19 protein-coding genes are annotated in these 22,400 nt (G+C 64.1%); 10 read left to right on the top strand and 9 right to left on the bottom strand.

Going from position 1 to position 22,400, the window contains the following annotated elements:
* Positions 1 to 7: 7 nt before the first annotated feature.
* The 5 genes from F2P45_RS08325 to F2P45_RS08305 all read right to left on the bottom strand — a co-directional run bounded on the left by F2P45_RS08325 (position 8) and on the right by F2P45_RS08305 (position 6,241).
* Entirely contained in the window at positions 8 to 2,134 is a 2,127-nt protein-coding gene (locus F2P45_RS08325; RefSeq protein ID WP_166872693.1) for a TonB-dependent receptor plug domain-containing protein, read from the bottom strand.
* Between the two features lie 120 nt (positions 2,135 to 2,254).
* Positions 2,255 to 3,448: an aminotransferase-like domain-containing protein gene (locus F2P45_RS08320; protein ID WP_166872691.1), complete on the bottom strand. Its 1,194-nt coding sequence runs from the start codon at positions 3,446 to 3,448 to the stop codon at positions 2,255 to 2,257.
* A gap of 114 nt (positions 3,449 to 3,562) precedes the next feature.
* A complete protein-coding gene (locus F2P45_RS08315; RefSeq protein WP_166872688.1) occupies positions 3,563 to 4,024 on the bottom strand; it encodes a RidA family protein in 462 nt (153 codons plus the stop codon).
* A gap of 330 nt (positions 4,025 to 4,354) precedes the next feature.
* Positions 4,355 to 5,269 carry a DMT family transporter gene (locus tag F2P45_RS08310; RefSeq protein WP_229504970.1) on the bottom strand — a complete coding sequence of 305 codons (915 nt, stop codon included), beginning with the start codon at positions 5,267 to 5,269 and terminating at the stop codon, positions 4,355 to 4,357.
* Between the two features lie 3 nt (positions 5,270 to 5,272).
* Positions 5,273 to 6,241: a threonine dehydratase gene (locus F2P45_RS08305; protein WP_166872685.1), complete on the bottom strand. Its 969-nt coding sequence runs from the start codon at positions 6,239 to 6,241 to the stop codon at positions 5,273 to 5,275.
* A gap of 101 nt (positions 6,242 to 6,342) precedes the next feature.
* On the opposite strand from F2P45_RS08305, the gene F2P45_RS08300 reads away from it, so the two are divergent.
* On the top strand, positions 6,343 to 7,803 hold the full coding sequence (locus tag F2P45_RS08300) for an aminotransferase-like domain-containing protein (protein ID WP_166872682.1): 1,461 nt from the start codon (positions 6,343 to 6,345) through the stop codon (positions 7,801 to 7,803).
* 63 nt (positions 7,804 to 7,866) lie between these two features.
* Entirely contained in the window at positions 7,867 to 9,786 is a 1,920-nt protein-coding gene (gene htpG / locus F2P45_RS08295) for a molecular chaperone HtpG (protein ID WP_166872679.1), read from the top strand.
* A 143-nt stretch (positions 9,787 to 9,929) separates the two neighbouring features.
* Here htpG and F2P45_RS08290 read toward each other — a convergent pair whose 3' ends face one another.
* The 4 genes from F2P45_RS08290 to kynU form a co-directional block, all read right to left on the bottom strand.
* Positions 9,930 to 10,475: an RBBP9/YdeN family alpha/beta hydrolase gene (locus tag F2P45_RS08290; RefSeq protein ID WP_166872676.1), complete on the bottom strand. Its 546-nt coding sequence runs from the start codon at positions 10,473 to 10,475 to the stop codon at positions 9,930 to 9,932.
* Between the two features lie 101 nt (positions 10,476 to 10,576).
* Positions 10,577 to 12,409, bottom strand: a complete 1,833-nt coding sequence (locus F2P45_RS08285) for a cellulase family glycosylhydrolase (RefSeq protein WP_166872673.1) — start codon at positions 12,407 to 12,409, stop codon at positions 10,577 to 10,579.
* Between the two features lie 259 nt (positions 12,410 to 12,668).
* Positions 12,669 to 13,511 (bottom strand): tryptophan 2,3-dioxygenase, encoded by an 843-nt coding sequence (gene kynA / locus F2P45_RS08280; RefSeq protein WP_166872670.1) that lies wholly within the window; start codon positions 13,509 to 13,511, stop codon positions 12,669 to 12,671.
* A gap of 22 nt (positions 13,512 to 13,533) precedes the next feature.
* Positions 13,534 to 14,772, bottom strand: coding sequence for a kynureninase (gene kynU / locus F2P45_RS08275; protein ID WP_166872667.1), 1,239 nt, complete (start codon positions 14,770 to 14,772; stop codon positions 13,534 to 13,536).
* Positions 14,773 to 15,046: 274 nt separating this feature from the next.
* Here kynU and F2P45_RS36740 point away from each other — a divergent pair, with 274 nt between their 5' ends.
* From F2P45_RS36740 to F2P45_RS08235, 8 genes are all read left to right on the top strand, one after another.
* Entirely contained in the window at positions 15,047 to 17,005 is a 1,959-nt protein-coding gene (locus F2P45_RS36740; RefSeq protein WP_166872665.1) for a S8 family serine peptidase, read from the top strand.
* 443 nt (positions 17,006 to 17,448) lie between these two features.
* Complete coding sequence (gene flhD, locus F2P45_RS08265; RefSeq protein WP_126075177.1) at positions 17,449 to 17,766, top strand: flagellar transcriptional regulator FlhD; 318 nt, start codon at positions 17,449 to 17,451, stop codon at positions 17,764 to 17,766.
* A 53-nt stretch (positions 17,767 to 17,819) separates the two neighbouring features.
* Complete coding sequence (gene flhC, locus F2P45_RS08260) at positions 17,820 to 18,434, top strand: flagellar transcriptional regulator FlhC (protein WP_166872662.1); 615 nt, start codon at positions 17,820 to 17,822, stop codon at positions 18,432 to 18,434.
* Positions 18,431 to 19,276 (top strand): class I SAM-dependent methyltransferase, encoded by an 846-nt coding sequence (locus F2P45_RS08255; RefSeq protein ID WP_370663219.1) that lies wholly within the window; start codon positions 18,431 to 18,433, stop codon positions 19,274 to 19,276. The genes flhC and F2P45_RS08255 overlap by 4 nt, the downstream gene beginning before the upstream one ends.
* 185 nt (positions 19,277 to 19,461) lie before the next feature.
* Positions 19,462 to 20,322 (top strand): flagellar motor stator protein MotA, encoded by an 861-nt coding sequence (gene motA, locus F2P45_RS08250; RefSeq protein ID WP_099876852.1) that lies wholly within the window; start codon positions 19,462 to 19,464, stop codon positions 20,320 to 20,322.
* 56 nt (positions 20,323 to 20,378) lie between these two features.
* On the top strand, positions 20,379 to 21,356 hold the full coding sequence (gene motB / locus F2P45_RS08245; RefSeq protein ID WP_166872658.1) for a flagellar motor protein MotB: 978 nt from the start codon (positions 20,379 to 20,381) through the stop codon (positions 21,354 to 21,356).
* 28 nt (positions 21,357 to 21,384) lie between these two features.
* Entirely contained in the window at positions 21,385 to 21,933 is a 549-nt protein-coding gene (locus F2P45_RS08240) for a chemotaxis protein (protein ID WP_166872655.1), read from the top strand.
* Between the two features lie 61 nt (positions 21,934 to 21,994).
* Positions 21,995 to 22,360 (top strand): response regulator, encoded by a 366-nt coding sequence (locus F2P45_RS08235; protein WP_054267173.1) that lies wholly within the window; start codon positions 21,995 to 21,997, stop codon positions 22,358 to 22,360.
* Positions 22,361 to 22,400 lie beyond the last annotated feature (40 nt).

Genomic DNA, 22,400 nt, shown 5'->3' with positions numbered 1-22,400 from the left:
GCGCCGCCTACATGGCGTGGCGCAGTTGCAGCGAGAATGCGCGCCCGGGCAGCGGCAGGTCGAACGGAATATTCCCGGGCGCGGCGCTCGGCTCGCGCACGTCGCGGTCGAACAGGTTCAGCACCGACGCGCGCAGTTCCCAGTTGCCCGACAGGCGCTCGCGCAGCACGCTGACATCGGTCGTGGTGTAGTCGGCCACGGGCGCGCGCGCGTCGCCCGGTTCGCGCCGGCGTCCGGCCACGTGATTGACGGTCGCGCCCAACTGCCACGACGGCGCCGCACGCCAGTCGGCGCGCGCGAACAGGCGCCTGTGCGGCGCCAGCCCCGCATCCTGGCCGCTGGCTTGATCGACGCTGCGCTGGTACGAGGCGCTGGCGGCCAGGTGCAGCGCGCGCAGGGGCGTCCAGGCGGCCTCGAATTCGGCGCCGCGTCCATGCTGGTCGCCGGTGTTGCGAAAGGTCTTGCCGGTACCCGGATCGGCGTTGGGCGCGGCCACGATGATGTCGCGCATGCGGTAGCGGAACAGATTGACGCTGGTGCGCCAGTCGCTGGCCGGCTGCCATGACACGGCCAGTTCGCCGGTCTCGATGGTTTCGGGATGGAGGTTCGGATTGCCCACGTTGACCGGGTTGTTGATCGTGTACTGCTCGACGAAGTGCGGCGCCCGGAAGGCGCGTCCGTAGATGGCCTTGACGATGACGTTGTAGGCCGCGTCCCACACCAGCGCCGCGCGCGGATTGGTGGTGCCGCCGAAGTCCGAATAGCGGTCGTGGCGCACGCCGGCGGTCAGGGTCCAGTCGTTGGCGATGCGCCATTCGTCCTGCGCAAAGGCATACTCGATGTTGCGCTTGTGCGGGGTCAGGTACACCAGCGCCGGATTGCCGGTGGCGTCGACCAGCGCGGGCAGGGGACGGAGGGTGGCGCCCACGCCCGGCGTGAGCACGAAGCTGAAGTTCTTCATCTCGGTGGCGCTGTGCAGGTCGTCGACCCGGTAGCCGGCGCCGATGCGGATGCGGTGCGCGTCCAGGCCCGTGTAGAAGGCCGACACGCTGGCGTTGTAATGGCGCTCGGCGTGGCCCGGATTGCCCACCACCCCGCCGGGGTAGGCGCCACCGAAGGCGCCGGCCGGGAACAGGCGGTAGGCCGGTTCGCCCGGACGGTTGTTGAGCGCGTGGTAGCCCGCCACCAGCGCCAGGTCCCAGTGCGGCGCGATGCCGGCCCGGTTGTAGCTCAAGTCCAGGTAGGTGCGGGTTTCCGGTACGCGCGCGTCCGGGTCGAGCGCATCGGCCAGGCCGACGCCAATGCCCATCTCGCGCTTCTGCCAGGCGCCGCGCAGGCGCCAGTTGCCCCATTCCAGATCGGCGCGGGTGTCGAGCGCCTTGCGCTGCGCGCTGGCTACGCCGGGAGCGCGCGAGGCGCGGGTGCCGAAGAGGGCATCGAGGCCGCTCTGCGCATCCTGTTCGACCACGCGCCTGGCGCCATCGGTGCCGCCGGCGCGCAGGTACAGCGCCGCGCGCAGCGCTCCCCAGGCATGGCTGGACTGGACCCAGGCGTCGCGGCTGCGAAAGCTCCCCAGGCGTACGCCCGCTTCGACGCCGCGGATGTCGGCCGCCGTCCTGGTGACCACGTTGATCACGCCCGAAAACGCATCGGCGCCGTACAGGGCCGAACCGGGGCCGCGAATGACTTCGATCCGCTGCACGTTCTCGAGCGGCATGCCGCCCCAGGCCTGGCCGCGGTTGCCGGCGAAGACGGAGGTGATCGGCAGGCCGTTGACCAGCATCAGCACCTGCGGGTTGTAGCCGCTGTGGATGCCGCGGATGCTGTAGATCGGATTGAACGGCGCCGAAAACGAGGACACGTGCAGGCCGGGCACGCTCGCGAGCGCCTGATCGAGATCGGTCGCGCCCATGGCGGCGATGTCGTGCGCCGAGATCACCGAGGCCACCGCCGGCGCGCGCGCCAGCGCTTGCGCGCTGCCGGTGGCGATCGAGACCACGGCGCGCTCGCCGTAGGTCAGCGCCAGTTCGTCTTCGTCGCTGCTCTGGGCCAGGGCCGCGCCGTGGCAGGCCAGCGCGCAGGAGGAGGCAAAGGACAGGGCCAGCAGCCGTGCATGCGCGATCCGTGTGGCCATCCGCTTCCCCGATACGGTTGAGTTAATGCCTCACGATAACATGCGACCCAGGCCGCATACAAATGCAAAACGCCGTCCGCCAGTTGCCTGGGGGACGGCGCCGGGCTGTCGCGGCCGGGCTTACATCTGCGCGGCGATCAGCTTGCCGAGGATGGCGACGCCCTCACGGATGCGCTCCGGCGGCACCGTCACGAAGGACAGGCGCAGGGTATTGGTTTCCGGCTCGTTGGCGTAGAACGGCGCGCCCGGCACGAAGGCCACCTTGGCCGCGATGGCCTGGTCGAGCAGCTTCATGGCATCGATATGCTTGGGCAGGGTGACCCAGATGAACATGCCGCCTTCCGGTTTGGTCCAGGTGACGCCTTCCGGGAAGAACTCGGTGACCGCGTCGAGCATCGCCTGGCACTGGTTGGCGTACAGCGCGCGGATGGTCGGGATGTGCTGGTCGAGGAAGCCATCCTTGACCACTTCGTAGACCACCATCTGCGTCAGCTGCGCGGTGTGCAGGTCGGCGGCCTGCTTGGCCAGCTCGAGGCGGCGCACCAGCGGCAGCGGCGCGACCACGTAGCCGAGGCGGATGCCCGGCGTGAGCACCTTCGAGAACGAGCCCATGTAGATGACGCCGTCCGGATTCATGTTCAGCATCTTCGGGAAGGGCTCGCCCTTGTAGCTCAGCGCGCCGTACGGATCGTCCTCGATCAGCGGCAGGCCGAGGCGGGCGCAGGTTTCGACCAGCTCCTGGCGGCGCTCGATCGACAGGCTGCGGCCGGTCGGGTTCTGGAAGTTGGGCAGCGCGTACAGCAGGCGCGCGCCGTCGGCCACGGCCGCGATCGAGGACGGCACCAGGCCATGCTCGTCGGTGGCGACCGACTTGAATTCGGGACGATACACCGAGAACGCCTGCAGCGCGCCCAGGTAGCTCGGCGTTTCGACCAGCACGCGGCTGCCTTCGTCGATCAGCACCTTGCCCAGCAAGTCGAGCGCCTGCTGCGAGCCGGAAGTCATCAGGACCTGTTCCGGCAGGATCTTGCAGGTGGCGGTGGAGAGCGAATTGGCGATCCACTCGCGCAGCAGCGGGTAGCCGTCGGTCGGGCCGTATTGCAATGCCACTTTACCGTTTTCGGACAAGACCTTGTCGAAGGCCGCCTTCATGTGCTCGACCGGGAAGGTGGCGGGCGAGGGCAGGCCGCCGGCGAAGGAGATGATCTCCGGACGCTGGGTGATCTTCAGGATCTCGCGGATGAAAGAACTCTGAAGCTGGCTGGCGCGCTCGGAAAAACGCCACTCGATGGGGTTTGGATTCTCGATTTTCATACTGGTCTCACAGTCAAGGCGGCGCGGTTCGCACCGGGCCGATTATAGAGCACGCTGGGTAAGCGGCTGGAAAGACGCCGCCGGATAAGCAGCGTCCGGGATGTTGATATTGGTTTAAGCGACTTCGACGATCATTTCGATTTCGACACAGGCGCCGCGCGGATTCTGCGCCACGCCGAAAGCCGAGCGCGCATGCTTGCCGGCATCGCCGAACACCTCGGCCAACAGCTCCGAGGCGCCGTTGGTGACCAGGTGCTGGTCGGTGAAGCCGGGGGTCGAGTTGACCAGGCTCATCAGTTTGACCACGCGTGTGACCTTGCCGAGATCGCCGCCGCAGGCTTCCTGGAGCGTGCCCAACAGATCAATCGCAATCGCGCGCGCGGCGCTGATGCCCTGTTCGGTAGTGACATCCTTGCCCAGTTGACCGGCATTGACGGAACCATCGGCGTTTTTCGCGATGTGTCCGGAGATAAACACCAAGTTCCCGGTTTGCACATACATCACATACGCGGCGACGGGCGCGGCGGGCGGGTTCAGGGTGATATTGAGCGATTTCAGTTTGTCGTAGACGGTCATGGCGATTCCTCGAAGCGGAAAGAAAGAACAAGGCGGTATTGTACGTCGGGCACGACCGGCTGCCCACCGGAATCGCGCCAAGGCAAAAACTTACAAAACCGGCGACAGAATCCGAGCACCCAACCTCCAAAACTCCTACAACCGGGGTCAGAGCTCCAAATCGAAACTTTTTCTTTCCATTAACGCAAATCGCATTCGATCGCTCGCATTTTCAGCGTGCCAACGACTTATCGCCCCGGCTTGTCGTGAAAAGCGTGCAAAACCGGCGCCTGCGAAGGTTTTGCAACAAAAACGTTTCTGATTAGAGCTCTGACCCCGGTTGGCGGGGTTTTAGCGTTTGATCTGCATGCGGCGCCCGATGGCGACCACGGCGATCACGGCGAGGGCGAAGCCGATGTTGGCCAGTTCCAGCGGCTCGCCCAGCAGCAGCCAGGCGCCAGCGAGCGTCATGAACGGTTGCAGCAGCTGCACTTGCCCGACCCGGGCAATGCCGCCGCGCGCCATGCCGCGGTACCAGAAGAAAAAGCCGATGAACATCGAGAATACCGACACATACGCAAAGCCGATCCATGCCCGTGCGCCAGCCTCGGCCATGCGGTCCAGCTGCGGCCAGGCCAGCCAGATAACCAGCGGCAACACCAGCGGCACCGACAGTACCAGCGCCCAGCTGATCACTTGCTGGCCGCCCATGCTCTGGGACAGCTTTCCGCCCTCGGCGTAGCCCACCGCCGCCGCCGCCACCGCGCCGAACATCAGCAGGTCGGCCTGGTGGAAGCCGCCGCCGCTCTGGCGCAGGGCGAAGCCGATCACGATAGCCGAGCCGGTCAGGGCGGTCAGCCAGAAGCCGAGCGACGGCTTGTCAATGCCGCGCAGCGCGGAGACGAGTGCCGTGGCCAGCGGCAGGATGCCGACCAGCACCGCGCCGTGCGACGCCGGCAAACTGCGCAGGGCAATCGAGGTCAGCCACGGAAAGCCGATCACGCAGCCGAGCGAGACCATCGCCAGCGGCCACAACGCCGATCGCGGCGGCAGCGGCGCGCGCTTCCACATCAGCCAGATGGCCGCCAGCAGGGCCGCCACCAGCGCCCGCCCCAGCGCGACGAAGACCGGCTCCAGCCCGGCCACCGCCATCCGTGTGAAGGGCAGCGTCAGGCTGAAGAGGGCAACCCCGGCCAGCCCCAGCAGCATCCCGGCGCTCTCGTCCGACATGCCGGGGCGCGCTGCAATCGTCAAGGTGGTGCTCATGGCTCAGGGTCCTTGCAGGATGTGGCGGAACAGCTCGGCGTCGACATTGCCGCCAGTGAGCGGCAGGCCGATCTTCTTGCCCCGGATGAGCGGGCCGTCCTTGATCTGCATGGCCGCCGCCAGCGCCGCCGCGCCCGCGCCCTCGGCCAGGTTGTGGGTGCAGCGGTAATACAGGCGCATGGCGCGCGCCACTTCGTCGTCGCTCACGGCCAGCACGTCGTCGGCGCATTCGAGCACCGCCGCCAGCGAGGCGGCGTCGGCCACCCGGCACGCCAGTCCGTCCGCCACCACCGTGCTGACCGCCGCCTCGATGCTGTACCCGGCCCTGAACGAGAGCTGGTAGGCCGGCGCATGGCTCGATACCACGCCGATGATGCGGGTCTTGACCCCGAGCGCGTGGCGCGCCGCGATCGCGCCGCAGATGCCCGAGCCTTGCCCGATCGGCACCAGCACCAGGTCCAGGTCGGGCTGGGCGCGGAACAGTTCGAGCCAGCCGCTGGCCACGCCCGCCACCAGGTCTTCGTGATACGAGGGCACCATGTGCAGGCCTTCGTCGCGCATCAGGGCCAGCGCATGCTCGCGGCTTTCCTGGAAGTCGTGGCCATGTTCGATGACCCGCGCGCCCAGGCCGCGCATGCAGGCGTTCTTTTCCACGCTGTTCCCGTGCGGGACCACCACCGTCACCTGCAGTCCCAGGCGCGCGCCGCTGAAGGCGATCGCCTGGCCATGGTTGCCCCGGGTCGGGGCGATGATGCCGCGCACCTCGGGCGCGCGCCGCACCAGGGCGTCGAGATAGACCACCGCGCCGCGCGCCTTGAAGGTGCCGAGCGGGGTGTGATTCTCGTGCTTGACCCAGACCCCGGTGCCGACCGCCTCGTTCAGCAGCGGCCACGAATACTGCGGCGTGGGCGGCATGGCGCGGTAGACAAGGGCCGCGGCGGCATCGAGTTCGGCAAGGGATGGCAAGTACATGGCGCGCTTTCAAAGGTGGGTCGATGGGTGTATCCTAGACGAGAAAACCAGTACAGTACAAATACACTTATCCACATAATTACGCATACTGTGATGGTGCCATGACCAATACAAGCATTCCCGCCATCGGCTTGCTCACGCGCGGCTCGGGCGAAACGCTGATCGACCAGATCGTGCGCTCGGTGTCGAGCCGCATCGACGACAAGCTGCTGCGCAGCGGCGCGCGCATGCCGTCGATCCGCCAGTTCGCGGCCACCCACGGCGTGTCGTGCTTCACGGTGGTGGCCAGCTACGACAAGCTGGTGGCCAAGGGCTACGTGGAGTCGCGCCGCGGCGCCGGATTTTTTGTGCGCGAGCGCTCGCCGCTGAACGCCGGCGAACGCTCGGTGCCCGACGCCGCCCCGGCGCCGCTGGAAACCAAGCCGCTCGACGTGGTCTGGCTGATCCGCAACATGTTCCGTCCCGCGCCGTCGCAGCGCGTGCCCGGTTCCGGCGTGCTGCCGTCCGAATGGCTCGATGGCCCGATGATCGCCAACGCGCTGCGCGCGGTCAGCCGCCAGAGCGCCGCGCTGCTGGTCAACTACGGCATGCCGCAGGGCTTCCTGCCGCTGCGCCAGCAGCTCCAGCTGAAACTGGCCGAACTCGAAATCGACGCCGCGCCCGAGCAGTTCGTGACCACCGTCGGCGTGACCCAGGCGCTGGACCTGGTGGCGCGCGAGTTCACCCGTCCGGGCGACACCATTTTCGTCGACGACCCGGCCTGGTTCCTGATGTTCGGGGCGTTCGCGGCGATGGGCCTGAAGGTGGTCGGCATCCCGCGCCTGGCCGACGGCCCCGACATCGCCCAGCTGGCCGCGATGGCGGCGCTGCACAGACCGAAGCTGTACGTGATCAATTCGGTGCTGCACAACCCGACCTCGACCTCGCTGTCGGCGGCCAAGGCGTTCCAGGTGCTGCGCGTCGCCGAGGAACACGGCTTTACCATCGTCGAAGACGATATCTACTGCGACCTGCATCCCGGTAGCGCGGTGCAGCCGGCCACGCGCATGGCGGCGCTCGACCAGCTGAAACGGGTGATTTACCTGGGCGGCTTTTCCAAGTCGCTGGCGGCCAACCTGCGGGTCGGCTTCATCGCCACCTCGCCCGAGTGGGCGCAGCGCCTGTGCGACCGCAAGATGCTGGCCACGCTCACCACCAGCGATATCGGCGAACGCGTGGTGTACAAGGTGCTCTCCGAGGGCTTGTACCGCAAGCACGCCGACCGCCTGCGCGCACGGCTCGACGCGGTGCGCGCGCGCACGGTGCGCCAGATGGAGAAGGCCGGCCTGCACATCGCCGTGGCGCCGCCGGCCGGCATGTTCATCTGGGCCGACACCGGCATCGATACCATTCCCCTGGCCGAACGCGCCCTGGCCGCCGGCTTGCTGCTGGCGCCGGGCGCGCTGTTTTCGCCCAGCCAGCTGCCGTCGACCATGATGCGGATGAATGTGTCCACCTCCCAGGAGCCGGATGTGTGGGAATTTCTGGCCCGGGAACTGGGACGCTCGGTTCGCAGGCCTTGAAATCGCCCGGAACACCCCCATTTCTGCCCAATCCGTTCAACCCGTCTTACACGAGGACTAAAAATGGCTGTTGCCGAAAAAGAAACCCTTGGTTTTCAAGCAGAAGTAAAACAGTTGCTGCAACTGATGATCCACTCCCTGTACTCGAACAAGGAGATCTTCCTGCGCGAGCTCATTTCGAACGCGTCCGACGCGTCCGACAAGCTGCGCTTCGAGGCGATCAATAACGACGCTTTGTACGGCAACGACCACGAACTGAAAATCCGCGTCGCCTTCAACAAGGAAGCGCGCACGGTCACCATTTCCGACAACGGCATCGGCATGAGCCGCGACGAAGTCATCTCGCACCTGGGCACCATCGCCAAGTCGGGCACCAAGGAATTCTTCGGCAAACTGTCCGGCGACCAGCAGGCCGACGCGGCCCTGATCGGCCAGTTCGGCGTGGGCTTCTATTCGGGCTTCATCGTGGCCGACAAGATCACGGTCGAAACCCGCCGCGCCGGCGCCGACGCATCCGAAGGCGTGCGCTGGGAATCGGCGGGCGAGGGCGATTACAGCGTCGAAGCGATCGAGAAGACCGCGCGCGGCACCGACATCATCCTGCACCTGCGCGAAGGCGAGGACGAGCTGCTGTCGAGCTGGAAGCTGAAATCGATCATCCGCAAGTACTCGGACCACATCTCGCTGCCGATCGTGATGCAAAAGGACGAGTGGGACGCCGAGAAGAGCGAGACGGCCCTCAAGGACGAAGTCGAGACGGTCAACCAGGCCAGCGCGCTGTGGGCCCGCAACAAGAACGACATCACGCCCGAGCAGTACGAGGAATTCTACAAGCACGTCTCGCACGACTTCCAGGCCCCGCTGACCCACACCCATAACCGGGTCGAGGGCCGCAGCGAATACACCCAGCTGCTGTACGTGCCGAGCCACGCGCCGTTCGACCTGTGGGACCGCAGCAAGCGCGGCGGCATCAAGCTGTACGTCAAGCGCGTGTTCATCATGGACGATGCCGAGCAGCTGATGCCGGCCTACCTGCGCTTCATCAAAGGCGTGATCGACTCGAACGACCTGCCGCTCAATGTCTCGCGCGAGATCCTGCAGGAGTCGCGCGATGTGAAGGTAATCCGCGAAGGCTCGACCAAGCGCGTGCTGGGCATGCTGGAAGAATTGGCCAACGCCGAGGAGCAGGAAAAGAAGGACAAGTACACCACCTTCTGGACCGAATTCGGCCAGGTGCTCAAGGAAGGCATCGGCGAAGATGCCGGCAACCTCGAACGGATCGCCAAGCTGCTGCGCTTCGCCTCGACCGCCAGCGACAATGCCGACCAGGCGAGTTCGCTGGCCGACTACATCGGGCGCATGAAGGAAGGCCAGGAGAAGATCTACTACGTCACCGGCGACAATTACACCGCCGCCAGGAACAGCCCGCACCTCGAAATCTTCCGCAAGAAGGGCGTGGAAGTGCTGTTGATGACCGACCGCGTCGATGAATGGATGCTGTCGTTCCTGACCGAGTTCGAAGGCAAGGAGCTGGTGTCGGTGGCCAAGGGCGGCCTCGATCTGGGCGGACTGGAAGACGAAGCCGAGAAGAAGGAACACGAAGAAACCGAAACGTCGTACAAGGACCTGGTCGAGCGCATGAAGGCGGCGCTGGGCGAGAAGGCCAAGGACGTGCGCGTGACGTTCCGCCTGACCGATTCGCCAGCCTGCCTGGTGGCCGACGAGAACGAGCTGTCGGGCAACCTGCTGCGCATGCTGAAGGCGGCGGGGCAGAGTGCGCCGGAATCGAAGCCGATTTTGGAGATCAACCCGAACCACCCGCTGGTGACGCGCTTGAAGAACGAAGACGCGGCCAGCCCGCAGTTCGGCGACTGGGCGCACATCCTGTTCGACCAGGCGCTGCTCGCTGAAGGCGGTTCGCTGAGCGATCCGGCCACGTTCGTCAAGCGCTTGAACGAGATGCTGCTGGCCGGGGCGAAGTAAGGCGCTTAGTTGGCACCATAAACCCGAAAACCGTCGTTCCCGCGAAGGCGGGAACCCAATTTTGTTGAGCCGCGTTTAATGCTGCTAACTTGGGTTCCCGCCTCCGCGGGAACGACGATTTTGATGTTAACGGAGAAGGCTCCTTAAGCCGACACCTGCTGGCACAACTGCGCCAACAGCTTTTCCCCCTCCGGCCAGTCGCCGTACCCGCTGTCCCCATTGATATGCCCCGCCTCGCCAATCTCGACGAAGCGGCTGCCCCACGCCTGGGCAAACGCGCGTGCGCGGTCGATCGACACATACGGATCGTTGGTGCTGGCCACCACGATGCTAGGAAACGGCAGCTGTTGCAGCTGCATCGGCGCAAACCCGACCGCCTCGGACGGAAACGACGGTCCTTCCGCATCGGCCGGCGCCACCAGGAACGCGCCGCCGATACCGAGCTTTGATTCCGAACGCGCCCAATGCGCCACCAGGCCGCACGCCAGACTGTGCGCCACCAGGATCGGCGGCCCTTCGCTCATCGCAATGGCCGCATCCACCTCGTCGACCCATTCGCGGCAATCGGGATTGTTCCAGTCGCGGTGCGCGACGCGCTTCCACTTCGGGTGGCGCCGCTCCCAGTGCGTTTGCCAGTGCGACGGACCCGAATTCCAGATCCCCGCCAATGTCAGTACATCGCAATCCATTACCCCTCCGCTGTCGGTCGTTTGATTACAACGATTGTACGACCAAAGGCGTCACCGCTTGCGCACGCGGCCAGGCGCACTGGCCGCGTACGCACGGGCCGCTATCGCGCCGCCTTGCTCACCTTGATCCAGTTCAGGTTCCAGCCTCCCTGTTTCGCATACACGCCGAAGGAATGGCTGCCGGCCGACAGGGTCACGCTGCGCTTGACCGAGGCCCAGTTCTGCCAGCCGCCCGTGGCCGGTAGCGCCACCGTGGCGTACGCCGGCTTGCCGCCGGCTTCCTCGAAACTGAGTTCGCCCCCGCCCGGACTGGCGACCCGGAATTCGATGGTGTAGGTGCCGGTTTCAGGAATCGTCACCGGGGCGTTGGTGTACGACATCCAGTCGCCCGTGTCGATATGGCTGGCGTTCCTGCCGCCGCCGGCGTCGCTGGTCTGTTCCGACTCCACCCCGCTCATGCTGGCATGGTCTTCGGCCTGGATCAGGGCGATCTGGCCGCCCGTTCCGGCGGCGGCGATGCCGATCCAGTTCAGGTTGAAGCCGCCGGCCTTGGCCGCGATGCCGATCGACTGCTTGCCGGCCGGGAGCTGCACGTTGTGCGAGATGGTGCTCCAGCTTTGCCAGCCGCCGGTGGCGCCCACCGCCATGGTGCCGAACACCGGGCTGCCGCCGGCCCGTTCCAGGCTGATATTGCCGCCGCCATTGGCGCTGGCCACGCGGTACGACACCGTGTACAGGCCGGCGGACGGCACGTCGACAGTGTAGTTCATCCAGTCGCCGCTATCGATATAGCCGACGTTCTGGCCGCCGCCGGCATCCAGGGTCGTTTCAAGCTGCACGCCGCTCATCTGGCACCAGGCTTCGGCCTGGATGGTCGATGGCACGCCGGCCGTGGCGCAGCCGGCGTCCGGCACCCCCGGCCAGTTGCGCACCGTCTCGCGCGCCTGCCTGCCCGATTCGGTCAGGTCCCAGTTGGCCCAGCCGCCGGTGGAACTGGCGCCCGGTACCAGGCTGGCCGAACCCTCGCGGGCATCGTCCAGCGCCCAGTTGGCGTTGCTCAGATTGTGCTTCCGCATGAAGTCGATCCAGGCGTTGGTTTCGGGGTAGTTCACGCCGCCGTTGCCGTCCGCGTTGACCGAACCCCATTCGGTGACGAACAGGGCCAGGCCGTTGTTCATGGCGGTGGCGGCCTTGTCGCGCAGGTATTGGGTGTGGGTGCCGGCGTAGAAGTGCAGGGTGTAGGCGATGTTGCTGTGCCCCGTGATCGGGTTGCGCGAGGCGACGTCGGCATCCTGCGACCAGCGCGGCGAGCCGACGATGATCAGGTTATCGGGGTCGATCGCGCGGATCGCCGCGATCACCGCCTGCGCGTACGGCTTGACGTGGGCGTCCCAGGTGACGTCGTCCTTCGGTTCGTTGTAGATCTCGTAGATGACGTGCTTGTTGTTGCCGTAGGTGCGCGCCATCTCCTGGAAAAAGGCGATCGCTTCGTTCTGGTGGCGGAAGGCGTAGTGCGAGTGCCAGTCGATGATGACGTACATGTCCTTGGCGATGGCGGCGTCCACCACGGCCTTGACGCGCGCCTTGTTCTCGGCCGGGAACTGGAGGTAGCCGCCGTCGTCTTCCACGCCCATGGCGGCGCGCACCAGTTTGGCCTTCCAGTCGTCCTTGAGCCAGCCGACCGCGCCGGCGTTGTAGAAGCGCGCGCCGGGCCAGCCGTTGTTGGACCAGTACATGCTGCTGCCGCTGATGCTGCCCGGTTTGCCGCCGACCAGCACCTGGTTGCCGGCAACCGAGAGCGCCGGCACGTCGGCCAGCGCGGCGCCGGCGCACAGCGACAGCGCCAGGGCGCCGGCGAGGCGGGTGAACCCGAAGCGGGAAGTCGGACGCAAGGTGGGGCGCAATTGTGCTGCTTTGCTGAGGGTCATGCTCATCGCTGTTGTCTCCTGAATGGATGTCGTTGAGCGAGGGGCGACGGGCCAGTGGCGGGATCGGGCTTGTGCCATCTCGATGTTTTACGCGGCGCGCATGGCGCTGCGGCAGTCCCTGAAATTTGGTTTGAAATCGTTTTCAGTTGACTGTGGAGCATTTGACATCACGCTCCCGGCCACGTCAATGGAAACCTTTCCGTAGTGCGGCTTGGAAGAAACACTGACTTACGGCAAGTGCAGTCGCGCGCGGGTCCCCGGACGTTTACAGCGCCGTGCGCAGCGCGAACAGCTCCGGAAACAGCACCACATCGAGCATCTTGCGCAGATAGCTCACGCCGGCCGTGCCGCCGGTGCCGGCCTTGAACCCGATGATGCGTTCGACCGTGGTCACATGGCGGAAGCGCCAGAAGCGGAAGGCGGTTTCCATGTCCACCAGCTTTTCGGCCAGTTCGTACAAGGCCCAGTGCCGCGACGGGTCCTGGTACACGGCCAGCCAGGCCGCCTTGACCGAGTCGTCGGCGCGGGTCGGCAGGGTCCAGTCGGCGTCGAGGCGTTCGGGCGCGATGGCAAAGCCGCTGCGGGCGAGCAGCATGACCGCTTCGTCGTAGACCGATGGCGCGCGCAGTTCGCGCTCGAGCACCGCGTGCGCGGCCGGCGCGGTTTCGTGCACATTCAGCAGCGCCGCGTTCTTGTTCCCGAGCAGGAATTCGAGTTCGCGGTACTGGTGCGACTGAAAGCCCGACGAGGCGCCCAGGAACGGGCGGATGGCGGTGTACTCGGGCGGCGTCATGGTGGCCAGCACGTCCCAGGCATGCACCAGCTGGTCCATGATGCGCGCCACCCGCGCCAGCATCTTGAAGGCCGGCGCCAGTTCGCCGGCGCGCAGGTTGGTGCGCACCGCCTGCAGTTCGTGCAGCATCAGCTTGAGCCACAATTCGCTGGTCTGGTGCTGCACGATGAACAGCATCTCATTGTGGTTGGGCGAGCGCGGATGCTGGGCATTGAGGATCTGGTCGAGCCCCAGGTAGTCGCCGTAGCTCATCGCTTCGCTGAAATCCATCTTGGCGCCGTGCCATTGGGCCGGGCATTTTGCTTCTTCGGACATGATTGGCTCTCAGGTGACTGCGTCAGGTAACGGCGCCGCGGCTGGCGGCAATATCGTAGGCTCGGTCGTCCAGAATGTGGCGCAGGATCTCGACCGCGTCCCAGACCTCGGCAAAGCCGGTGTACAGCGGCGTGAAGCCGAAGCGCATGATGGCCGGCTCGCGGTAGTCGCCGATCACGCCGCGCGCGATCAGGGCCTGCATCACCGCGTAGCCGTGCGGGTGGGTAAAACTCACCTGGCTGCCGCGCCGCGCGTGCTCGCGCGGGGTGGCAAGGCCGAGCGGATGGCTGGCGCAGCGTTCTTCCACCAGTGCGATGAACAGGTCGGTCAGGGCCAGCGACTTGGCGCGGATGGCTTGCATGCTGGTCTGTTCGAAGATCTCGAGCCCGCATTCGACCAGGGTGAGCGAGACGATCGGCTGGGTGCCGCACAGCGCGCGCCCGATGCCGGCGGCCGGTTCGAATTCGGGCGCCATGGCGAACGGCCTGGCGTGGCCCCACCAGCCGGACAGCGGCTGGGTGAAGGCTTGCTGGTGGCGTTCCGGCACCCAGATAAAGGCCGGCGCGCCGGGGCCGCCGTTGAGGTATTTGTAGGTACAGCCGACCGCCAGGTCGGCGCCGTCGCGCCGCAGGTCGAGCGGCACGGCGCCGGCCGAGTGGGCCAGGTCCCACAAAATCAGCGCGCCCTGTTGGTGCGCGTGGCGGCTCATGGCGGCCATGTCGTGCTGGTAGCCGGTGCGGTAGTTCACATGGGTGAGCATGACCGCGGCGCAGTCCTGGCCGATCGCGCCCTCAAGCTCCTCGACCGAGTCGACCAGGCGCACTTCGTAGCCCCGGTCGAGCCAGCTGGTCAGGCCCTGGGCCATGTACAGGTCGGTGGGGAAGTTGCTGCGCTCGGTGACGATGACCTTGCGCCCGGGGGAGGCCGCTTGCATGTGCAGGGCCGCCGCCAGCGCCTTGAACAGGTTGAGCGAGGTGGTGTCGTTGACCACGACTTCGCCGGCTTGCGCGCCGATCAGCGGCGCCAGGCGGTCGCCGAGGCGCCTGGGCAGGTCGAACCAGCCGGCCGTGTTCCAGCTGGTGATCAGATCCGTGCCCCATTCGCGCGCGATGACGTCCTGGGCGCGGGCGAGGGCGGCGCGCGGACGGGCGCCCAGCGAGTTGCCGTCGAGGTAGATCAGGCCCTCGGGCAGGTCGAATTGCTGGCGCAGGGGGGCGAGGGCATCGTTGGCGTCGAGGGCAAGGCAGTCGTTACGGTTCATCGTTCACCTTAAAAATACTTTAGGCTTCATCTATTTTAGCCAATGCGGGAGTGTAACAAGAATTCGGGCTTCTTCGGAAAGCGTGTTCGTGGATCTAAAAAATTGCAAGAAATGAAAGGTTGAAAAGTAAGAATCATTAAGTAAAAAGTCATCTATCATGGATTCGTCTTCGGTCGCAACGGCATGCCGCCAGAGCGTCGGACGCCGGTCGATGCGTGGGCATTTCTGTCTGCGCTAGATTTCCAGCCTGTTTTACTACTTGAGAAAAGTGAATATGAAACTAATCAAACACTTGCCAGTTCTTGCCTTGGCGCTTTGGATGCCCTTGGCGCATGCCCAGGCCGGCCCCGGCGCAGCCGTGCCATCGCTTAGCCTGGCTCAGGTGAAAGCGGCGCTGACGCCCGCCGCAGCGAAAAAGATTCGTCCCCAACTGCTCGACGCGGTGTCGAGAGGCGAGCAGCGCGAGGTGATCGTGATGTTCCAGGACCAGTCGGGCGCGGCGGCAGTCAAGCAACAGGCGCAGCGTCTGGCGATCGAGAAAAATGCGTTCGGCGCGACGCGCCGCAATGTCCAGGCGACGCTCGGCGCCGCCAATGTCGTGTTTCTGCGTGAATATATGCATCTTCCACTTGCCGTGGTACGGGTAGAGAACAACGCCGGGCTGATGAGCTTGCTGAATCATCCCCTGGTCGTCCATGTCGGGGAAAATGTCCCCATGCAGCCGCAGACCAGCGAGAGCTTGCCCCTGATTCATCAGCCACAGGTCATCGCAACCGGCCGCCGCGGCACAGGCAGCACGGTTGCCATGCTTGACGTCGGTGTCGAAACCGCACATCCCTCGCTTGGCTTTTGCGGTGTCCCGGTTCCGCCGCCGTCCTGCCGGATAGTCGAGATCGTCGATAAGTCGGGAGCGGGATTCACGACCGGTGACGATGCCGATCATGGCACCACGGCGGCAGCTGTCGTGGCCCAGACGGCGCCAGGGGCGAAGATCGCCGTTGTCGACATTTTCGTAGGTAAAGCGTCCAGTCCCAAGCTCATTTTTGCCGGTATCGACTGGGCCATCGAGAACCAGGCGAAATATAATATCGTGGCCCTGAATGTGAACGCGGCCTATGAGGATAGTGGTGGCGGCTTGTGCACTCCGGGTAATGGCGACCTCGCGATCATGATCGATACTCTCGACAGGCTAAGGAAGCTCAGGATCTTTCCCGTCATCGCTGCCGGCAATAACTTCGAATTGAACGAGAGGCCTAATTTTCCTGCGTGCGCCGCCGAGGGGACAGCGGCGGCGGTCGTCGGGGCCGTCTACGACCAGGACATGAGCTATGCGGGCGGACACGGATGCGCCGATAAAAATGCCCGAACAAATCAGATGACCTGCTTTTCAGCCCGTGATCCGTGGGTGAATATTGCCGCACCGGGCGCTATCATCTACACCGGCAGCCACCTCCCCGGCAGCCAATCCGGCACATCGTATGCGGCGCCCCATGTCGCCGGTGCCGTCGCCGTATTGCGGGCACCGGACGCGGCGCCTTTGGACACTGTGGAGCAGACCTGGGGACGGCTGAGAAATACCGGGCTCGAAATTGTTCCCCATACCCTGCGCCAGAAACCGACCCCGCGCATTCCGCGCCTGGACTTGATGGCGTCGCTCAACAGCGTGTTTTACGTCACCGTGACGCAGCAGTTCTATATCAGCCTGTTGGGCCGTCCCGCTGACCCAAGCGGCTTGCTCGGGTTCTCCCATGGCTTGCGCGACACCGGCGCACCATCGACGCTCAGGGAGCTCAACCGGTTGTATGACTACAGTACGCAGATTCGCTCACTGGTCGACTCGGTCGGAGCCAGTGCCGAAGCGACCGCCCTTTATCCTGGCGACAACGCCGCCTTCGTGACGGCGATGTACCAGAACATTGTCAACCGCACTCCCGACGCGGGCACCCTGGCCTACTGGAAAGGCCAACTCGACAGCGGCGCCATGACGCGCGGCAGGCTCGCGCTGGCGATCGGGTCTTTCCTGGAGCAGTACAACGACGGCGCCACCTTGTATAAAAAAGCGGCAGTGGCGACCAACTTCACGAATGCGCTCGACCAGCCGGCCGAAGTGGCCAGCTACCAGCGCTCCACCGCCGAAGCGCGCGCCATGTTGAGGACCGTCAATTCGCTGACCTACGTCGAACAGATGGATGCGGTTATCCAGAGCACAATCGCAAACATGCTGAATCGCTAACAATGCGGCCGGGGCGCGCCACGGCGTCCCGGCCCTTGTTGCGTGAAAATTTTTTTCAAAGAAGCCTAAAGTCCTGCCGCCAGCTGCCGTTACAGAGTCAGACACGCGGGACTCCAAACTATTTTCAGTTTTTTTGAATGTATTTTCAAAAAACCCTCAAGTTCTCCAAAAGTTTGACGTAACCGGTACAAGACGACAGAAAAACCGCGTCGACGGGTCAGTGACACAGCGCCCCACAATCAGCTTTTCCGCCCCGTTCTCATAGGGGCGCGACCATGATCCGGCAGGGTTCGTAGGACGAACACCTACGGACTTGCCTCATCTGTACCTCACCCAAAATACAGGCGCGCGCCTATTCTCGTATTGTTGCTGTACAGTCAGAATCTATCTCACTGGCAATACGAACACAGCGCCAGATTTCAACGGATTGAAGGAGACGGAAAATGACTGCGAACGACATGATGGCTGAAATTCGTGATGCGAACCTGAGCTACCTGATGCTCGCCCAGCAGATGATTCGCGCCGACAAAGTGACCGCGATCTTCCGTCTCGGGATTTCGGCGGACATCGCTGAACTGATCGAAAACATGAGCAATTCCCAGATCCTGAAGCTGGCGGGCGGCAACATGATGCTGGCGCGCTTCCGCTTCGACGATAGTGCTATTCTGTCGATGTTGACCAGCAACAGCAAAGACCGCGTCCTCGCCCAGTCCCACGCCGCCATCCTGATGGCCGGCCAGGCAGTCGAAGAAATCGTGTAAGCGCCTTGTCTTTGTTGCAGCAGTCGCAGCCAAAAACAGCACCGGGAGCCGTCATGTCCAAGAAAAGCGTCGTATCGGAAGCCCAGGAAATCGGTCTGGCCATGGAGCTGATCAACCTGGGCGCCCGATTGCAGTTGCTCGAGACCGAAGTCTCGCTCTCGCGCGAACGCTTGCTCAAGCTGTACAAGGAACTCAAGGGCGTCTCGCCGCCGAAGGGCATGCTGCCTTTCTCGACCGACTGGTTCCTCACCTGGCAGCCGAATATCCACGCCTCGCTGTTCATCAATATCCACAAATTCCTGGTCGAGCATGCTGGCGCCACCGGCATCGAAGCGGTCATGAAGGCCTACAAGCTGTATCTCGAACAAATGCCGCCCGAGCCCGGGGTCGAACCGCTGCTGTCGCTGACGCGCGCGTGGACCCTGGTGCGCTTTTTCCAGAGCAAAATGCTGGCCATGGCCCCGTGCGACAAGTGCCAGGGCAAGTTCGTGGTCGATTGCCTCGACCTGAACCACGCTTATCAGTGCGGCCTGTGCAACATGCCTTCGCGCGCCGGCAAGACCAGGAAGGTCAAGGACGCCAAGGATGCCAAGGATGCCAAGGACGCGAGCGAGGCCAGGGACGCTAAAGATGCGCACGCCGCCGCGACCGCGCTGCAAGGCGTGTGAGCCATCCCCGCGTGCCCGGCACCCGCGTGCCGCCTGCATCTTCTTCCCGCACATCCTCCGAAGGGCAGGGCGCAAGCCTTGCCCTTCGCCGCATCTGGCGCGCCCCCGCGGTGCAGGCGCTGCTGCTGCAATGCCTCTCCTTCCCGCTGACCCTGCTCATCGTGTTCCTGCTGGCGCGCAACGGCGCCAGCTTGTCCTATGCCGATTTTGCCCTGGTGCAGGGCATCGTCGCCTGCGCCATGACGCGCCTGCGCGGCCTGGCCGTGTGGTGGCTCGGGATCCAGCTGGTGTTTCCGCTGGCGCTGACGGGCGCGCTCAAGCTTGACATTCCTCCCCTGCTGTTCCTGGGCCTGTTCCTGTTCCTGCTGGCGCTGTACTGGTCCACCTTCCGCACCCAGGTGCCGTACTACCCGTCCGGCAAATGGGTCTGGAATGAAGTCGACCAGCTGCTGCCGAAAGACAAGCCCTTGCTGGTGATCGATATCGGCAGCGGCCTGGGCGGTTTTACGCTGGACATGGCGCGCCGTCGCCCGGAGTCGGTTTTTGTGGGCATCGAACTGGCGCCGCTGCCCTGGCTGCTGAGCTTTTTGCGCGCCCGGCTGAGCGCAAGTCGCGCGCGTTTTGTGCGTGGCGATTACGACAATCTTGATTTAAGTAACTACGACGCGGTGTTCGCGTATCTGTCGCCGGCGGCAATGAGCGGCTTATGGAGCAAGGCATCAAAAGAGATGCGCCCCGGTAGCATTTTGCTCAGTTATGAGTTTCTGATAACGGAAAAAACGCCGGATATTATTCTTATGCCTACAGGGCGTGGCGCGCCTCTCTACGGATGGCACTTTTAGGAGACAGACGGCAGGGTTTTCCTTGCCGCTCGGGCCGTCTCACGCTATTGTAGTTCCGTATGTAAATTAAATGAATCGAGCCATTTAAAGAAACGACAGCATTCATTGCCATTCATATATTGGCGTTGTTATCTTTAACACGTCGGGCGCTGCCCGAGCTCTTTCCAACTTGGGAGTCAGCGCACTTGTTAGTCATACTCGGATACATCATCGTTTGCGGTTCGGTCTTCGGCGGCTTTGCCGCCAGTGGCGGCCACCTCGCGTCGCTGTTCCAGCCGCTCGAACTGGTGATGATCGGCGGTGCGGCTTTCGGCGCTTTCTTCGTGGGCAATAACAGCAAATCGATCAAGGCCACGCTCAAGGCCGTTCCCGGCCTGTTCAAAGGTTCGCGTTATACCAAGGACCTGTACATGGAAATGATGTCGCTGCTGTTCGACGTCCTTTCCAAAGTGCGCAAGGAAGGCCTGATGTCGATTGAAGGCGATATCGAAAATCCGGAGCAGAGCCCGGTGTTTTCCAAATATCCCGGCGTGCTGGCGGATCACCATATTGTCGAATTCATGACAGATTATCTGCGCTTGATGGTATCGGGAAATATGGACGCCTTTCAGATTGAAAATCTGATGGATAACGAAATTGAAACGCACCACCACGAGGGCGCGGTTCCGGCCCATTGCATCGCCAAGCTGGGCGACGGCTTGCCGGCCTTCGGCATCGTGGCCGCGGTGATGGGCGTGGTGCACACGATGGAGTCGGTCGGTATTCCGCCGGCCGAACTGGGGATCCTGATCGCCAAGGCGCTGGTCGGCACCTTCCTCGGCATTTTGCTGGCCTACGGCTTCGTCGGCCCGCTGGCCAGCCTGCTCGAACAGAAGCTGGAAGAGTCGACCAAGATGTTCCAGTGCGTGAAAGTGACCCTGCTGGCGAGCCTGAACGGCTACGCGCCGGCGCTGGCGGTCGAATTCGGGCGCAAGGTGCTGTACTCGACCGAGCGGCCCACCTTCGCCGAGCTGGAAGAACACATCAAGAAATCGAAGACCAAATAAGCCCATCATGCCCAGCCACCTTGCCCTTTGCATGATGCCGACCAGACGGAGCGCGTATGTCCGATGAAGGCCTGCGGCCGATTATCGTCAAGCGCATCAAGAAGACCGCGGGCGGCCACCACGGCGGCGCCTGGAAGATCGCCTACGCCGACTTCGTGACGGCGATGATGGCCTTCTTCCTCCTGATGTGGCTGCTGGGGTCGACCAGCAAGGGTGACTTGAACGGCATTTCCGAATTTTTCCAGACCCCGCTGAAGGTGGCGCTGGCGGGCGGCTCGGGCAGCGGCGACAGTTCGTCGATCCTGCAGGGCGGCGGCCAGGACCTGTCGCGCCGCACCGGCCAGGTCAAGCGCGGCGAGAACCCGGACAAGAGGACGTTCGATCTGAAGGCGGCCAAGGCGGCGCTGGAAGCGGCCGAGGCGGACCGCCTCAAGACACTCAAGGCCAAGCTGGAAGCGACCATCGAGGCCAATCCGTTGCTGAAGAAGTACAAGAACCAGCTGCTGCTCGATATCACCAGCGAAGGTTTGCGGATCCAGATCGTGGACGAATTGAACCGGCCGATGTTCAACCTGGCCAAGGCCGAACTGCAGCCGTACACGCGCGACATCCTGCACGTGATCGGGATCGTCCTCAATGAAGTACCGAACCGGATCGGCCTGTCGGGCCACACCGATTCGACGCCGTACATGAGCGACACCGGTTACAGCAACTGGGAATTGTCGGCCGACCGCGCCAACGCATCGCGGCGCGAACTGGTCATCGGCGGCATGAGCGATGCCAAGATCCTGCGCGTGGTGGGACTGGCCTCGGCGGCGCCGCTGGACCGCCAGGATCCGTTCAGCGCGGCCAACCGGCGCATCAGCATCATCGTCATGAACAAGCGCACGGAAGACGCGGTCATGCGCGACGGCGCCTCGATGGAGGTGCCGGAACAGTCGGGCGTCGCCACGCCGGGCGTCGCCACGCCGGGCGTCGCTACGCCGGCGCCGGCGGATACAGCAGCACCAGCGGTACCCAAGGCGGCGCCATGATGGCCAGGGAAGATACGGGAGAGGGCGAATGACAAGAAAGAAAATACTGGGCTCGCACGTGAAGCGCTTGCTGTCGGGCGTGTCGGATCACGGCAAGAAGCATTTGACGGAAGTCGAGACCGATCTGCTCCAGACCCATCTGCTACTGGAAGAAGCCATCGACAAGCTGACCAGCAGTTTCATGGCGATCCACACCGCCGTCGGGGCGCAGCAGGACACCATCAACCTGCTGTTGGCCGGCGGCACGCCGAGCGCGGAGGACAGCGCGCGCCTGGGCGCGATGTCGGGCGAGATCGGCGCGCATGTCAACACGGCGATCACCAGCATGCAGTTCCAGGACATGACGAGCCAGCTGATCGACCGCACGCTCAAGCGCGTGACGGGCTTACGCGAATTTCTGGGCACCCTGGGCGCGCACAGCGCCGACATCGTGCCCGAGACGAACAGCGAGGAAATCGTCGACTTGCTCGGCAAAGTCAGCATGGCGCTGGCGATCCAGTCGCTCGAATTACGCAGTGTACTAAGAAAAGCAGTCAATCAGCAGCATCTGGAAAGTGGCGACATAGAACTGTTCTAAGGTTCACTCTCGATGATTATGGGCGCGGTGCCCCCCCGATTTAAAAATAGCAGGAGCAAAAATGGCTAAAACAATACTCGCAGTCGACGATTCCAGTTCGCTGCGCCAGATGGTGGCATTCAGTCTCAAGGCCGCGGGCTACCTCGTGGTGGAAGCGGTCGACGGCCAGGACGGGCTCGAAAAAGCCAAGCAGCAAACGGTCGACCTGGTGCTGACCGACCAGAACATGCCGCGCATGGACGGCCTGTCCTTGATCAAACTGCTGCGCGGCCTGCCCGCGTACCAGAAGGTGCCGATCCTGATGCTGACCACCGAATCGTCCGACGAAATGAAGACCAAGGGACGTGCCGCCGGCGCCAATGGCTGGCTGGTCAAGCCGTTCGACCCGCAGCGCCTGATCGAAGTCGTCAAAAAAGTCATCGGCTGATGAACCGGGTGGGAGCACGCGCAATGATGCATCGCGAAAT

Source organism: Massilia mucilaginosa, from assembly GCF_011682145.1.
GTDB lineage: Bacteria > Pseudomonadota > Gammaproteobacteria > Burkholderiales > Burkholderiaceae_D > Telluria_A > Telluria_A mucilaginosa.
The sequence above is the reverse complement of the archived record's forward strand: the minus strand, read 5'-3'. Positions and strand labels throughout refer to the sequence as shown.

Bases quoted from the DNA above. Each gene is read 5' to 3' on its own strand.
- F2P45_RS08325 (WP_166872693.1), bottom strand. From the start codon at position 2,134: ATGGCCACACGGATCGCGCATGCACGGCTGCTGGCCCTGTCCTTTGCC.
- F2P45_RS08320 (WP_166872691.1), bottom strand. From the start codon at position 3,448: ATGAAAATCGAGAATCCAAACCCCATCGAGTGGCGTTTTTCCGAGCGC.
- F2P45_RS08315 (WP_166872688.1), bottom strand. From the start codon at position 4,024: ATGACCGTCTACGACAAACTGAAATCGCTCAATATCACCCTGAACCCG.
- F2P45_RS08310 (WP_229504970.1), bottom strand. From the start codon at position 5,269: ATGAGCACCACCTTGACGATTGCAGCGCGCCCCGGCATGTCGGACGAG.
- F2P45_RS08305 (WP_166872685.1), bottom strand. From the start codon at position 6,241: ATGTACTTGCCATCCCTTGCCGAACTCGATGCCGCCGCGGCCCTTGTC.
- F2P45_RS08300 (WP_166872682.1), top strand. From the start codon at position 6,343: ATGACCAATACAAGCATTCCCGCCATCGGCTTGCTCACGCGCGGCTCG.
- htpG (WP_166872679.1), top strand. From the start codon at position 7,867: ATGGCTGTTGCCGAAAAAGAAACCCTTGGTTTTCAAGCAGAAGTAAAA.
- F2P45_RS08290 (WP_166872676.1), bottom strand. From the start codon at position 10,475: ATGGATTGCGATGTACTGACATTGGCGGGGATCTGGAATTCGGGTCCG.
- F2P45_RS08285 (WP_166872673.1), bottom strand. From the start codon at position 12,409: ATGAGCATGACCCTCAGCAAAGCAGCACAATTGCGCCCCACCTTGCGT.
- kynA (WP_166872670.1), bottom strand. From the start codon at position 13,511: ATGTCCGAAGAAGCAAAATGCCCGGCCCAATGGCACGGCGCCAAGATG.
- kynU (WP_166872667.1), bottom strand. From the start codon at position 14,772: ATGAACCGTAACGACTGCCTTGCCCTCGACGCCAACGATGCCCTCGCC.
- F2P45_RS36740 (WP_166872665.1), top strand. From the start codon at position 15,047: ATGAAACTAATCAAACACTTGCCAGTTCTTGCCTTGGCGCTTTGGATG.
- flhD (WP_126075177.1), top strand. From the start codon at position 17,449: ATGACTGCGAACGACATGATGGCTGAAATTCGTGATGCGAACCTGAGC.
- flhC (WP_166872662.1), top strand. From the start codon at position 17,820: ATGTCCAAGAAAAGCGTCGTATCGGAAGCCCAGGAAATCGGTCTGGCC.
- motB (WP_166872658.1), top strand. From the start codon at position 20,379: ATGTCCGATGAAGGCCTGCGGCCGATTATCGTCAAGCGCATCAAGAAG.
- F2P45_RS08240 (WP_166872655.1), top strand. From the start codon at position 21,385: ATGACAAGAAAGAAAATACTGGGCTCGCACGTGAAGCGCTTGCTGTCG.
- F2P45_RS08235 (WP_054267173.1), top strand. From the start codon at position 21,995: ATGGCTAAAACAATACTCGCAGTCGACGATTCCAGTTCGCTGCGCCAG.